Below are 14,266 nucleotides of genomic sequence, written 5' to 3'. Positions count from 1 at the left end.
TAATTGATATGCACCATTACACTCATACCTGCGAAAGCAATAATAATATTCTAATTAGGACATAAGCCCATATATACAACTCAATTGGCAAGGAAATATAACTATGGATTCTATAGCTAAAAGACCGCGTACGCGCCTTTCTCCACAAAAACGCAAGCAACAACTAATGGAAATCGCATTAGAAGTGTTCGCTCGTCGTGGCATTGGCCGTGGTGGTCACGCAGACATCGCAGAAATTGCTCAAGTTTCTGTCGCAACAGTATTTAACTACTTTCCGACCCGTGAAGATTTGGTCGATGATGTATTAAATTATGTTGTACGTCAGTTCTCAAACTTCCTATCAGATAATATCGATCTAGACATTCATGCTAAAGAAAACCTTCGCAACCTAACTTCTGCAATGGTTGATCTAGTGGTTAACGACTGCCACTGGCTAAAAGTCTGGTTCGAGTGGAGCGCTTCAACACGCGATGAAGTTTGGCCACTGTTCGTGTCAACAAACCGTACTAACCAACTGTTAGTTCAAAATATGTTTGTTAAAGCAATCGAAAGAGGCGAAGTCTGCGATACCCATGATCCTGCGGATCTAGCGACGCTATTCCATGGCATTTGTTACTCACTGTTTGTACAGGCAAATCGTACACAGGATGATGACTCAGTAAACCGCTTAACACAAAGCTACCTAGATATGCTTTGTATCTATAAATAAGCGTTAACTGAAGTCCAAGCCGAGTCTCTAACGATACTCGGCTTTTTTTGTATCTTTGGCTCATCAGATACAAAAAAGCCGCTGATACTTCAGCGGCTATACTGTTTTGGCTAGAAGAAAGTTATTTCTTCTTTTTGACTGCTTTTTTATTTGGTAGATCAGTGATTGAACCTTCAAAAACTTCAGCCGCTAGACCAACAGACTCATGTAGCGTCGGGTGAGCGTGAATGGTAAGAGCAATATCTTCAGCATCACAGCCCATTTCAATTGCTAGACCTATCTCGCCAAGTAGCTCTCCACCGTTGGTACCCACAATTGCACCACCAATAACACGGTGAGTTTCTTTATCAAAGATAAGCTTAGTCATACCATCCGAGCAATCAGAAGCAATTGCACGGCCAGAAGCAGCCCATGGGAAGGTCGCCACTTCGTACTTGATACCTTCTTCCTTCGCTTCTTTCTCTGTTTTACCAACCCAAGCAACTTCAGGCTCAGTGTAAGCAATTGAAGGAATAACTTTAGGGTCAAAGTAGTGTTTCTTACCAGCAATAACTTCTGCCGCTACGTGACCTTCATGCACGCCTTTGTGAGCCAGCATTGGCTGACCAACAATATCACCAATAGCAAAAATATGAGGAACATTGGTGCGAAGCTGCTTATCGACATTAATAAAACCACGCTCATCAACTTCAACACCTGCTTTCTCAGCATCAAGTGACAAACCGTTTGGTACACGACCGATTGCAACTAGAACAGCATCGTAGCGCTCAGCATCCGCTGGAGCTTTCTTGCCTTCCATCGACACATAGATGCCATCGTCTTTCGCTTCAACTGCTGTCACTTTAGTTTCAAGCATTAAGTTGAATTTATCTTTAACACGCTTGGTGTAGACTTTTACTATGTCTTTATCTGCCGCAGGAATAACCTGATCAAACATCTCGACAACATCAACCTTAGAGCCAAGAGATTGATAAACAGTGCCCATCTCTAGGCCTATGATACCACCGCCCATAATAAGCAGTTTCTCTGGAACTTCTTTTAATTCTAATGCGTCAGTAGAGTCCCAAATACGTGGGTCTTCATGTGGAATAAACGGCAATTTGATTGGACGAGAGCCCGCTGCAATAATTGCGTTGTCAAAATTAACAACCGTTGATTCACCCTCACCTTCAACCTGAATTGAGTTCGGGCCAGTAAATTTACCATAGCCGCTAACAACCGTTACATTACGCATCTTAGCCATACCACTAAGACCACCAGTTAACTGGTTAACGACTTTTTCTTTCCAAATACGGATTTTATTGATGTCCGTTTGTGGCTCACCAAATACAACGCCGTGATCTGCCATCGCTTTTGCTTCTTCAATCACTTTAGAAACGTGAAGAAGTGCTTTCGATGGGATACAACCCACGTTTAAACATACACCGCCAAGAGTGCTGTAACGCTCGATAAGTACGGTTTCTAGACCTAAATCTGCACAACGGAATGCAGCGGAGTAACCAGCAGGACCAGAACCAAGTACAACAACTTGGGCTTTAATTTCTTTGCTCATTTTGACCTCTTGTAGTCATTATCCCTAACAGGCGAGTGGGTATTGATTCTTATGTTTAAGAGTGGTTAGTTTTAAACAGTTATTTTCAGACCGCCAACAGTTTACAGAGATGTTAATGGTGTGAAAAGCAATTCCATTTAGCCTGTGAGCTAGCCGACAATTCAGCGAGGAAAACCTCTTGCCTCACTTAACTGCCAGATGTTTTAAGTAACAGAGGCGGCTTAAACAGCCGCCTCTAGGTAACAAATTTTGGTTAAAGAACTAAACGACGAATGTCTGACAGACAAGCGTTCAAGTAAGTGATAAAGCGGGCGCCCTCTGCACCATCGATGACGCGGTGATCGTACGATAGTGATAAAGGTAACTGCAGGCGCGGTTCGAAATCTTTACCGTTCCATACAGGCTTCATCTCAGACTTAGACACACCTAGGATACCCACTTCTGGCGCATTTACGATTGGGGTAAACGCAGTACCACCGATACCACCAAGGCTAGAGATAGTGAAACACCCACCTTGCATGTCACCAGCAGTCAACTTACCTGCACGTGCTTTCTTAGACACTACCATTAGCTCTTCAGACAGCTCGTAAATGCCTTTCTTGTTCACGTCTTTAAATACTGGCACAACAAGACCGTTTGGCGTATCGACTGCAATACCTATGTTGACATACTTCTTAAGAATGATGCTTTCACCATCCTCAGATAATGAAGAGTTAAACGCAGGGAAAGCTTCTAACGCTTTCGCGGCAGCTTTCATGATGAAGACTAGAGGAGTGATCTTCATTCCCGAGTCTTTCTTCGCTTCGATCGCATTTTGTTCTTTACGGAAGGCTTCTAGCTCGGTGATATCAGCATTGTCCCACTGTGTAACATGAGGGATCATCACCCAGTTACGATGTAGGTTTGCACCTGAGATCTTCTTAATCTTCGAGAGCTTCTGTACTTCAGTTTCACCAAACTTGCTAAAGTCGACTTTTGGCCATGGTAATAGGCCAAGTGCAGAGCCATCACCTTGGCCTGATGCAGCACCAGAGTCAAGGCGCTTGAGCGCATCTTTCACATAAGACTGCACATCTTCTTTGAGGATGCGACTCTTACGACCAGTTCCCTTAACCTTAGCTAGGTTAACGCCAAACTCACGAGCAAGACGACGAACGACAGGAGATGCATGCGCATACTCATTATTTTCTTGGAAGTCACCTGTTGCGGCTGGAGCTGCAGCCGGAGACTCTACTTTTGGAGCAGGTGCTGCCGCTGGGGTTGGAGCTGGAGCTGGAGCTGAAGTAGTAGCGGCTACAGGTGCTGCGCCAGCAACCTCAAAGACCATGATCAGAGAACCCGTCGATACTTTATCACCGGTTGAGATTTTGATTTCTTTGATAGTCCCTGCAAATGGAGCAGGCACTTCCATAGAAGCTTTATCGCCTTCAACAGTGATAAGAGATTGCTCTTCTTCCACTGTATCACCAACAGCAACCATGATTTCAGTTACTTCAACTTCATCGCCACCAATATCTGGAACATTCACTTCTTTTACTGCAGAAGCTGTCGGTGCTGCAGCAACTGGCGTATCTGCCACGACTGGCGCTGATACTGCACCAGAACCTGCGACCTCAAACACCATAATCAGAGAACCCGTTGTAACCTTATCACCGGTTGCAACCTTGATCTCTTTTAGAGTACCAGCACATGGTGCAGGTACTTCCATCGAAGCTTTGTCACCTTCAACAGTCAGAAGAGATTGCTCTTCTTCAATGCTATCACCAACGGCAACCATGATTTCAGTTACTTCAACTTCATCACCGCCAATATCAGGTACATGAACTTCTTTCAGTTCAGATGATGCTGGAGCAGCCGCTGGCGCTTCGGCAACAGCTGCAGGGGCAACGTCTGCTGCACCCTCATCGGCATCAAATACCATGATCAGCGAGCCAGTCGATACCTTGTCACCCTCAGCGACTTTAATTTCTTTAACAATACCCGCTGCCGATGCTGGAACTTCCATAGAAGCTTTGTCACCTTCAACAGTAATTAGAGACTGTTCTTCTTCAACCTTGTCGCCAACGCTTACAAGAATTTCAGTAACTTCAACCTCATCCGCACCGATATCTGGTACATTAATTTCGATTGCCATTTCTTATCTACCTTTCTAATTAAGCATACAACGGGTTAGTTTTCTCAGTATCGATATCGAACTTTTTGATCGCTTCAGTGATCGCTGACTTATCAACTTTACCCTGCTTCTCAAGTTCTGTTAGTGCTGCCACTACAACATAGCCTGCATTCACTTCAAAGTGACGACGAAGGTTTTCACGGCTATCCGAACGACCGAAACCATCAGTACCAAGAACTTTGAATGATTCAGAAGGCATAAATGCTCGAACTTGCTCTGCATAGTTCTTCATGTAGTCAGTTGCAGCAATTGCAGGCTCTTTACCCATTAGCTTGGTAATGTAAGGTACTTGAGCTTTTGCTTCAGGGTGCAGCATGTTAAAGCGCTCTGCTGCTTGACCATCACGAGTTACTTCATTGAAAGACGTTACTGAGTAAACATCAGAAGCAATACCGTAATCATCGCTCAAGATTTGCGCCGCTTTGCGCACTTCATTCATTATGGTACCAGAGCTCATTAATTGAACTTTACCTTTACCACGCTTACCTGAATAGCTTTCAAGTTTGTAGATACCCTTACGGATACCTTCTTCCGCACCTTCTGGCATTGCTGGCATTGCGTAGTTTTCATTCATCAGCGTCAGGTAATAGAACACGTTTTCTTGCTCTGAACCGTACATGCGACGAATACCATCTTGCATGATGACTGCAACTTCGTAAGCGAAAGTTGGGTCGTAAGAAATACAGTTAGGTACCGTATTTGCCATAATGTGTGAGTGACCATCTTCGTGCTGTAAGCCTTCACCGTTAAGTGTTGTACGACCGGCGGTCGCACCAAGCAAGAAGCCACGTGATTGTTGGTCACCAGCCATCCATGCCATATCACCTACTCGTTGGAAACCAAACATTGAGTAGTAAATATAGAATGGGATCATTGGCAGATCGTTAGTGCTGTATGAGGTTGCAGCAGCCACCCAAGAAGCCATAGAGCCTAGCTCATTAATACCTTCTTGTAGTACTTGACCCGAGGTTGCTTCTTTATAATAAGAAACAACACCACGGTCTTCAGGCGTGTATTCCTGACCGTGTGGGTTATAAATACCGATTTGACGGAATAGACCTTCCATACCAAAAGTACGAGCTTCATCACATATGATTGGAACAATGTTCTTACCAATGCCCTTATTCTTCAATAGAATATTTAAGGTACGAACGTAGGCCATTGTGGTAGAGATTTCACGCTTTTGTTCACTCAACAGAGGACCAAACTCTTCGAGTTCAGGTAACGCGAGTTCTTGAGTAAATTTAGGCAGACGCTGAGGTGTATAACCTTTAAGTTCTTTACGACGAGCATGCAGATATTCGTATTCTTTTGAGCCTTCATCTAGCTTCAGATATGGCAAATCTTTAACAGCTTCGTCAGTCAATAGATCTTGTAGGCCTAAACGGTCACGCATATGCAGAACATGAGTCATGTCCATTTTCTTAACCTGGTGAGCAATGTTCTTACCTTCAGCCGCATCACCCATACCGTAGCCCTTAACTGTCTTAGCTAAAATGACAGTTGGACGACCTTTGGTCTGCTCAGCATTTTTGTACGCCGCGTAAAGCTTAGATGATTCATGACCGCCTCGTTTAAGCGCAAAGATTTCATCATCTGTCATGTCAGCAACAAGTGCCGCTGTCTCTGGGTACTTGCCAAAGAAGTGCTCACGAACGTACGCGCCATCTTTAGCTTTGAACGTTTGGTAATCACCATCAATTGTTTCGTTCATTAATTGAAGCAACTTGCCTGTGGTATCTTTAGCCAGTAAAGAGTCCCAGTTGTTACCCCAAATAACTTTGACAACGTTCCAGCCAGCACCTTTGAACAGACCTTCAAGCTCTTGAATGATCTTACCGTTACCCATTACAGGGCCATCTAAACGCTGTAAGTTACAGTTGATAAGGAAGCAAAGGTTATCCAACTTTTCACGAGCTGCAAAAGAGATAGCACCACGTGATTCTGGCTCATCCATCTCACCATCACCTAGGAAGGCATAAACGCGCTGCTCAGAAGTATCTTTAAGACCACGACCATCTAAGTATTTAAGGAAGCGAGCCTGATAGATAGCAGATATAGGGCCAAGTCCCATAGAAACCGTTGGGAACTGCCAGAATTCAGGCATGAGTTTAGGGTGTGGGTAAGAAGGAATGCCTTTCCCATCGACTTCCTGACGGAAGTTATCAAGTTGCTCTTCAGTCAAGCGGCCTTCAACAAAAGCACGCGCATAGATCCCCGGAGAGATATGGCCTTGGTAATAAACCAAATCACCACCATCTTTCTCGTTAGGTGCACGGAAAAAGTGGTTGAAACATGTTTCGTAGAATGCAGCAGAAGACTGGAAAGACGCCATATGACCACCTAGGTCAAGGTCTTTCTTCGATGCACGCAAAACGATCATGATTGCATTCCAGCGAATTATGGAACGAATACGACGCTCAATGGTTGTGTCACCTGGGTAAGCGGGTTCTTGATCTGCTGGAATCGTATTGATGTAATTCGTTGTGACTCCAGTTGGCATGTCAACACCGTCTAGACGTGCTTTGTCTAGAACTTGCTCTAGTAGGAACTGAGCACGCTCTACACCTTCTTCACGTACCACTGACTCAAGGGCCTGTAACCATTCTTGAGTTTCGAGTGCATCTACGTCATGCTTCATATCAGACATGGCGATCTATCCTTCTGTTGGTTGGATCTACTTATTTTAAGTAACGACTTTATGAATCGTTACCCTGCTGAATTCGACGTAAAGAACGCTCGCGCCGGGACTCTTCACGGCTCAAATCCAACAATGTTTCTTCAATATAAGCTAAATGTGAATGTGACATTTCACGCGCTTTCTCAGGCTTACCTGAAACAATCGCATCTACAATATTAGCTCGGTGTTTACTTACTTTTTCAACCACATCATCGCGGCGATGTAAGAGTTTGAGGTTTTGCAGGACATTTTGCTCCAATAACGGCGCCAAACTGCGCACAATGTGCAATAAAACCACATTATGAGCCGCTTCAGTTAAAGCGATGAGAAACTGCATAACCGCAGTTGCTTCCGCCTCAACATTCTTCTTCGTTTGTTCTTCGCTAATGTGCTTCAAGCAAGCTTGAATGCGAGTAAAGTCCTGTTCGGTTCCACGAACTGCTGCAAAGTAAGCGGAAATACCTTCCATCGCATGACGCGTTTCAAGCAAATCCAACTGTGTTTCCGAGTGGCTAGACAATAAATTTAGCAGAGGATCGGAGAAACTCGTCCAAATTTTCTCGCTAACAAAAGTCCCGCCACCTTGGCGACGTGTGAGAAGACGTTTGGCTTCTAAACGCTGAATGGCTTCTCGGATTGAGGGGCGAGAAACATCAAACTGTTTTGCCAGTTCTCTCTCTGGAGGCAACTGCTGTCCAGGAGATAAGGTTCCTTCCACAATCAGCCTCTCTAACTCTTGTTCAATAACATCGGAAAGTTTCGGCTGACGAATCCTTTGATAAGCCATATTTTTTGTTCTTCTACTCTTTGCAGTCAATTGGTATTACCAATTTCATATTGGCGACGAAATTAACATAATTAAAACGCAAGTTCCAGTTATAAATTGACCCACATCATTGAACTGGATAACCATCAACACTTTGATAACAATAGCTGATTAAAACAACAACTCAATTGGTCAGACCAATTACAAAAAATAAACATATAAATCTTAAACGACGCCACAACTCAATTTTAGAGCAAGATATATAAGTTAAGTTTCAATTGATAAGCAGGATTTGTTTATCAAAATTGACAACTCAATGTGAAGAAGTGAAAAGGGAAGTTACTGAACTGACTTGAGTTAAAACCAGTTCAGTTTTGATTGGAAGATCTCATTCAAACCAACCTAGATAGGTATAGGGACCTAGTCTTTACTTTGCTTCAAGGTGGTCAATCATTACCTGCAATGATTGATTACCTCGAAATTCATTAATATCGAGTTTGAATGCTAAACGAACCGTTTTGACTGATGCGTCTGGCCAACGGCGTAAGTCAACATTAAAAGCAATTCCATCCAACATGATATTGGTTGGATGGCCTTTATGCAGCGGCTCCAACATAAGCTTTAGATGCTTTTCCCCCACCAGTTTTTGATGGAGCAGTTTAAACTCTCCATCAAAAACTGGTTCTGGAAATGCTTGTCCCCAAGGTCCAGCAGAGCGAAGTAATTCAGCGGTATGCATTGAAAATTCTTCGGGTTTAAGCTCTCCATCAGAAAGAATAACACCTTTTAATGCCGCTTCATCAAGTTCTACTTTTACTCCAGCATCAAACAATTGCGAAAAGCGCTCAAAATCCTGCTCTAAAATGGTTAAGCCCGCAGCCATCGCATGACCACCAAATTTAATAATCAAACCAGGGTTTTGTGTATCAATACGATCGAGTGCATCACGCATATGTAAACCGGGAATGGAGCGGCACGAACCTTTCAACGTACCCTCACCACCATCGGCAAATGCGATCACAGGACGGTGAAATTTTTCTTTGATTCGAGATGCCAAAATACCAATCACACCTTGATGCCAGTCGCGTTGAAATAACACTAATCCATAGGGCATAGCATCATCACTAAACTGTAAACGCTCGCAAAATGCCATCGCCTCCTGCTTCATCCCTTCTTCAATTTCTTTGCGGGTTTGATTGAGGCCATCTAATTCGCTCGCCATTCTCCGCGCGGCATGAATATTATCGGTAAGTAAAAGCTCCACGCCAAATGACATGTCATCCAAACGTCCCGCTGCATTAATACGTGGACCTAAAGCAAAGCCAAAGTCGGCAGCGACCAACCTTCTCGCATCACGCTTTGCCACTTCTATTAACGCCTGAATTCCCGGCCTAGCCTTGCCCGCTCGTATGCGTTGTAATCCCTGATGAACTAGAATTCGATTGTTTTCATCCAGAGGGACAACATCAGCAACAGTGCCAAGAGCAACCAGATCCAGCAATTCCATTAATTTTGGCTCTGTCATACCCTGTTGGGAAAACCAGCCTAAATTGCGCATATGAACGCACAACGCCATCATCAAATAAAATGCAACTCCTACTCCAGCCAAAGCTTTTGATGGAAAGGCGCAAGATTCAAGATTCGGGTTAACCATGGCATCAGCGATAGGAAGTTCGTTCCCAGGCAGGTGATGATCGGTCACCAGTACAGTTAAGCCTTGTGACTTGGCATATCGCACTCCTTCAATAGAGGACACCCCATTATCAACCGTCATGATAACTTCAGCACCGATCTCAATCGCCTGAACGACCACTTCAGGACTAAGTCCATACCCATCTTCAAAGCGATTGGGCACTAAATAATCCACATTTGTTGAGCCAAGCATTCGCAGCGCAAGCACAGATAACGCCGAACTGGTTGCTCCATCGGCATCAAAATCACCAACCACAATAATGCGTTTATTTTCTATAATTGCCTGATGCAAGATCCCTACAGCTATTTCAATACCGTCTAACTTTTGAAAGGAGTGTAGAGATCGCGCTGCGGTATCTAGTTGCTCTTGGCGAGTAATGCCACGCGAAATATAGATACGTTTGAGAAGAGGCGCTATGTCTGCCTCAAGCAATGCAGGATCCACTTCTGGACGACGTTGGATTTCTATCATAAATGTTTCATTGAGTAGATATTTTATGGCGAGATAAAAAGCTTCAGAAAATAACCACCTCAATGAATCCATCTATCATTGAGGTGATTCACTACTTTTTAGTAAGACAACAGTAGATTATGATTTTTCAGTCTGTTGTAAACGTTTTAGCATTTGCTCTGGCGGAAGATAACCACCAACCATTTCGCCACCAGGTAAGAATATCGCAGGAGTTCCACTGATACCTAATTCTCGACCCAAAGCATACTGCTTCTTGATGATATTTTGATATTTGGCAAAGTCTTTGCTCTTTTCAGGGAATTCACGCTTCACCTTTCCATCATGCATTGCCTCTTGAGGGTTCTTCGCTCCCCAAATACTTGCCATTTGGTCAGCAACTGAACCAGTTCCACCTTGGCGCGGATAGGCCATATAGCGAATAGTAATACCTAAATTGTTATAGTCCTTCATCTGATTGTGCAGACGAACACAGTAACCACAGGTAATATCGGTAAATACAGTGACAACATATTTCTCATCCTTAGCTTTGAATTCAATCATGCTGTCTTGGAACTTGTTGATCTTAGCGGCATTGATAGGAGCCTGACGCTTAGCAAGTACATCTTCATACTGGCCGTCTTTGTCTAACTTGTACAAAGTCCCAGCTAAAAAGTATTCACCATCTGGCGAAGCAAACAGAACCCCACCACTGGTTTGCACCTCAACTAAGCCTTTGATATCAGCAGGCGCTACCTTGTTGATTTCTAATCCTAGCTTAGAGAATCGCTTTTCAAGCTGGGCTTTATCTACTTTTGTCTCTGCCGCAGACACTACCTGAGCAGCGACTAACAAAGGAAGGCTAAGTAGAGTCATTCGGCGTAATACGCTCATTGAATTCACCTTATAATTTACTGCAAAAGGGCATTCCCTCATGCTCTTGGATGATGCTCACTGTGTAACTGTTTTAGTCGTTCTGTTGCCACGTGAGTATAAATTTGTGTTGTCGAGAGATCGCTATGTCCTAATAACATTTGTACAACCCTAAGATCTGCACCGTAATTAAGCAAATGAGTCGCAAAGGCATGACGCAGTACATGTGGCGATAACAACTCGGTATCAATTCCGGCCATAATGGCATAATGCTTGATCCGATGCCAAAATGTTTGACGTGTCATTTGACGCGCTCTCTTACTGGGAAACACCACATCAGACGTTGTTTCCCCTAGCAATTCAGACCGCCCATCTTGCATAAAAGTTTCAATCCATTCAACCGCATTTTCTCCCATAGGAACCAAGCGCTCTTTTCCACCCTTACCTGTGACACGAACAACACCTTGTCTCAGGCTAATATTTTCCATGGTCAGGCTAACAAGCTCAGTCACCCTAAGGCCAGTTGCATAGAGTAACTCAAGCATGGCTTTATCTCTTAGTTCCATCGCATTATTAGGGTCAGGAGCATTTAATAATGCTTCGACTTGCTCTTCGCTCAAATCTTTGGGCAAACGTTTAGGTAATTTGGGACTGACCAAAAGTGCACTCGGATCATCACCTCGAACTTTTTCACGATGAAGATACTGAAATAAACGCCGAATTGCGGACAACATCCTCGCACGGGAGGTCTGTTTATACCCCTGCTCCATTAACCAACTCTGATAGTCCTGCAGCCCAGATAAGCTTATAAAATCAAGCCGATAGTTATTATCTAGCATCCACTTCGTCAACTTAGACAAATCATTGCGATAAGATGCCAAAGTATTTTCAGACAGTCCTCTTTCCATCCACATCGCATCAAGAAACTGTTCAATCATACCCTGTTCGAAAGAAATCTTGTCTGACACATTAATCCTCACCTGTAAGATATGTGCTCAATGTAAGTGGCGTGAGATAATAAAGCCATAAAAATTGCTTTTTATTCTGCATATTCGCTGCAAAGCTCGCCATTTTATGGTTAGAATTCGCTATTAATTGGAATAAGTGAAAAAGAAAGCGATGAAAATTGGCCTGTTTTACGGTTCAACCACCTGCTATACAGAAATGGCTGCAGAAAAAATGCGAGCTATTTTAGGTGAGGACTTAGTCGACATCTTCAATGTCAAGCAAACTCCTCTGGCTGAAATGGCAAACTATGATTTGCTCATTCTTGGCATATCGACGTGGGACTTTGGCGAGATTCAAGAAGATTGGGATGAAGTTTGGAATGATATTGCTAGCTTATCGCTTAGTGGCAAAACCATTGCCTTATTTGGATTGGGTGATCAAGAAGGGTACGGTGAATGGTATCTAGATGCGATGGGTATGCTTTACGAACAATTAGAAAAAGTAGGCGCTAATTTTATTGGTTATTGGCCAAATGATGAAAGCTACCAATTCGACGCATCTAAAGCACTTACAGCAGATCAAAAGCAATTTGTTGGCCTGGCTTTGGATGAAGATTCTCAATACGAGCTCAGCGATGAGCGAATAGCCACTTGGATTGAGCAAGTTTTGGTAGAGTATCAAGATACTCTTTAACTACGTCATAAAGGTTGGTGTTAGAACATCAGCCTGCCTTACCTAAATGAGGGCTTATCTCATTGATTCTTATCGCTAGAGAAAACCTTAGCGCTTTAAGCCATTACGATAGCGTTGCCAGTCAAAAACCAACCCAGGGTCGGTTTTGCGCATGGGTGCAATATATTGATGTCCCGTAATTCTAGGTAGCGTAATTTGGGGAAAACGGGTTTGTATGCATTTTGTCAAAACACTCAATGCCTGATACTGCTCATCGGTATAACAAACAAAATCACTGCCCTCAAGTTCAATACCAATCGAATAGTCGTTACATTTGTCTCGCTGCGCAAAGCTTGAAATGCCAGCATGCCAAGCTCTAGAGGTAAATGGAACAAACTGGACCACTTCACCATCTCGTCTAATCAAACAATGAGCCGATACCTTACTTTGATATATCGCAGCAAAAAAAGGATGCGCAGTCGGCTGCAGTCGACCTGTGAAAAGCTGTTCAATAAAAGGACCACCAAACTGCCCCGGAGGCAAGCTAATATTGTGGATCACCAACAATGAGATATCTTCAACATCCGGCCTAGAATCAGAAAATGGAGATGGAACATGCCGCGCTCCTTTGTACCAACCACTGCCATCTATCATCTCTATCACCTAGTCTATTGTTAAGTTATTGATTTTAGAACTTCGAGCACTAAATACCAGAATAATGGCTGAATTTCCCTGCTAGTCATCGTATTATGCATCCACTCATGTAAAACTGCCTATTAAATTTGTGATGAAAAACACCCACAACAGCAACGAACGCCTCGAGTATTTGAAACAACAGCTACCAAAAGAAATTTCTCGCTCAGTGACTGAAGCAATCAAAGAAGATTTAGGTGGTACACTTGATCCTGCCGCAGATATTACCGCGAGTTTAATTCCGGTAAACGCGCATAATGAAGCAAGTATCATTACTCGGGAACATGGAATATTTTGCGGTAGCGAATGGGCCAATGAAGTTTTCAAACAGCTGGGCGGTGAAGTAAACATTAAATGGTATGTTAAAGACGGTGATAAAGTCGAGCCAAACCAAGTCCTTTGTGACCTTTCAGGCCCATCACGAGCTCTACTCACTGGTGAGCGTAATGCGATGAACTTTATCCAAACATTATCTGGTTGTGCAACCACTACCGCCCAGTACGCAAAGCAGTTAGAAGGGACCAACTGCCGTCTTCTCGATACTCGTAAAACCATTCCTGGCTTGCGCAGTGCTTTAAAGTATGCAGTTGCATGTGGAGGAGGCTTTAACCACCGTATTGGTGTATTTGATGCTTACCTGATCAAAGAAAACCACATTATCGCCAATGGTGGCATTACTCAAACCATACTCACTGCAAAACAGCTTCACCCGGGCAAACCTATTGAGGTTGAAACAGAAAACCTACAAGAGCTAACCGAAGCAATTGACGCTGGTGCTGATATTATTATGTTGGACAACTTTACCACAGATATGATGCGTGAAGCGGTCAAAATCAACGCAGGGCGCGCAGCGCTGGAAAACTCAGGTAACGTGACTCTTGAGACACTACGAGAGTATGCCGAGACGGGTGTAGATTATATTTCAGTGGGGGCTCTCACCAAGCATATCAAAGCACTCGATCTGTCAATGCGCTTCAAATAACAAACAGCAAGAGAGAGCTAATCACTCTAATGCCGTTCACTTAAGGTGAGCGGCATTGTTTTTTCTGGGGTATCGGCT

Annotated in this window: 11 protein-coding genes; 3 read left to right on the top strand and 8 right to left on the bottom strand. The window is 43.6% G+C overall.

From position 1 onward, the window contains the following. Positions 1–103: 103 nt before the first annotated feature. A complete protein-coding gene (locus AAFM34_RS00905) occupies positions 104–709 on the top strand; it encodes a LuxR/HapR/OpaR family quorum-sensing transcriptional regulator (protein ID WP_341659018.1) in 606 nt (201 codons plus the stop codon). 121 nt (positions 710–830) lie between these two features. On the opposite strand, the gene lpdA is transcribed toward AAFM34_RS00905, so the two are convergent. From lpdA to xerD, 7 genes are all read right to left on the bottom strand, one after another. After that, a complete protein-coding gene (gene lpdA / locus AAFM34_RS00900; protein ID WP_160929240.1) occupies positions 831–2,261 on the bottom strand; it encodes a dihydrolipoyl dehydrogenase in 1,431 nt (476 codons plus the stop codon). 253 nt (positions 2,262–2,514) lie between these two features. Beyond that, positions 2,515–4,395 (bottom strand): pyruvate dehydrogenase complex dihydrolipoyllysine-residue acetyltransferase, encoded by a 1,881-nt coding sequence (aceF, locus tag AAFM34_RS00895; protein WP_341659014.1) that lies wholly within the window; start codon positions 4,393–4,395, stop codon positions 2,515–2,517. A gap of 19 nt (positions 4,396–4,414) precedes the next feature. Next, positions 4,415–7,084, bottom strand: a complete 2,670-nt coding sequence (gene aceE, locus AAFM34_RS00890; RefSeq protein ID WP_341659012.1) for a pyruvate dehydrogenase (acetyl-transferring), homodimeric type — start codon at positions 7,082–7,084, stop codon at positions 4,415–4,417. A gap of 49 nt (positions 7,085–7,133) precedes the next feature. After that, a complete protein-coding gene (gene pdhR / locus AAFM34_RS00885) occupies positions 7,134–7,901 on the bottom strand; it encodes a pyruvate dehydrogenase complex transcriptional repressor PdhR (RefSeq protein ID WP_341659010.1) in 768 nt (255 codons plus the stop codon). 406 nt (positions 7,902–8,307) lie between these two features. Next, positions 8,308–10,044: a single-stranded-DNA-specific exonuclease RecJ gene (gene recJ / locus AAFM34_RS00880; RefSeq protein ID WP_341659008.1), complete on the bottom strand. Its 1,737-nt coding sequence runs from the start codon at positions 10,042–10,044 to the stop codon at positions 8,308–8,310. Between the two features lie 117 nt (positions 10,045–10,161). Then, entirely contained in the window at positions 10,162–10,914 is a 753-nt protein-coding gene (locus tag AAFM34_RS00875; RefSeq protein WP_341659006.1) for a thioredoxin fold domain-containing protein, read from the bottom strand. A gap of 38 nt (positions 10,915–10,952) precedes the next feature. Then, positions 10,953–11,831 carry a site-specific tyrosine recombinase XerD gene (xerD, locus tag AAFM34_RS00870; RefSeq protein WP_341659258.1) on the bottom strand — a complete coding sequence of 293 codons (879 nt, stop codon included), beginning with the start codon at positions 11,829–11,831 and terminating at the stop codon, positions 10,953–10,955. A 181-nt stretch (positions 11,832–12,012) separates the two neighbouring features. Between xerD and fldB the strand changes: the two genes are divergently transcribed. Further along, a complete protein-coding gene (gene fldB, locus AAFM34_RS00865; protein WP_341659256.1) occupies positions 12,013–12,534 on the top strand; it encodes a flavodoxin FldB in 522 nt (173 codons plus the stop codon). 87 nt (positions 12,535–12,621) lie between these two features. Here fldB and ampD read toward each other — a convergent pair whose 3' ends face one another. Next, on the bottom strand, positions 12,622–13,167 hold the full coding sequence (ampD, locus tag AAFM34_RS00860; RefSeq protein WP_341659004.1) for a 1,6-anhydro-N-acetylmuramyl-L-alanine amidase AmpD: 546 nt from the start codon (positions 13,165–13,167) through the stop codon (positions 12,622–12,624). 133 nt (positions 13,168–13,300) lie between these two features. Between ampD and nadC the strand changes: the two genes are divergently transcribed. Continuing rightward, positions 13,301–14,188, top strand: a complete 888-nt coding sequence (nadC, locus tag AAFM34_RS00855) for a carboxylating nicotinate-nucleotide diphosphorylase (RefSeq protein ID WP_341659001.1) — start codon at positions 13,301–13,303, stop codon at positions 14,186–14,188. Positions 14,189–14,266: the final 78 nt, after the last annotated feature.

The organism is Vibrio sp., from assembly GCF_038138445.1.
GTDB lineage: Bacteria > Pseudomonadota > Gammaproteobacteria > Enterobacterales > Vibrionaceae > Vibrio.
Note: the sequence above shows the minus strand (reverse complement) of the source record. Positions and strands in the feature narration are given on the sequence as shown.

Excerpts from the sequence above, each read along its gene's own strand:
- AAFM34_RS00905 (WP_341659018.1), top strand. The coding sequence starts at position 104 with ATGGATTCTATAGCTAAAAGACCGCGTACGCGCCTTTCTCCACAAAAA.
- lpdA (WP_160929240.1), bottom strand. The coding sequence starts at position 2,261 with ATGAGCAAAGAAATTAAAGCCCAAGTTGTTGTACTTGGTTCTGGTCCT.
- aceF (WP_341659014.1), bottom strand. The coding sequence starts at position 4,395 with ATGGCAATCGAAATTAATGTACCAGATATCGGTGCGGATGAGGTTGAA.
- aceE (WP_341659012.1), bottom strand. The coding sequence starts at position 7,084 with ATGTCTGATATGAAGCATGACGTAGATGCACTCGAAACTCAAGAATGG.
- pdhR (WP_341659010.1), bottom strand. The coding sequence starts at position 7,901 with ATGGCTTATCAAAGGATTCGTCAGCCGAAACTTTCCGATGTTATTGAA.
- recJ (WP_341659008.1), bottom strand. The coding sequence starts at position 10,044 with ATGATAGAAATCCAACGTCGTCCAGAAGTGGATCCTGCATTGCTTGAG.
- AAFM34_RS00875 (WP_341659006.1), bottom strand. The coding sequence starts at position 10,914 with ATGAGCGTATTACGCCGAATGACTCTACTTAGCCTTCCTTTGTTAGTC.
- xerD (WP_341659258.1), bottom strand. The coding sequence starts at position 11,831 with ATGATTGAACAGTTTCTTGATGCGATGTGGATGGAAAGAGGACTGTCT.
- fldB (WP_341659256.1), top strand. The coding sequence starts at position 12,013 with ATGAAAATTGGCCTGTTTTACGGTTCAACCACCTGCTATACAGAAATG.
- ampD (WP_341659004.1), bottom strand. The coding sequence starts at position 13,167 with ATGATAGATGGCAGTGGTTGGTACAAAGGAGCGCGGCATGTTCCATCT.
- nadC (WP_341659001.1), top strand. The coding sequence starts at position 13,301 with ATGAAAAACACCCACAACAGCAACGAACGCCTCGAGTATTTGAAACAA.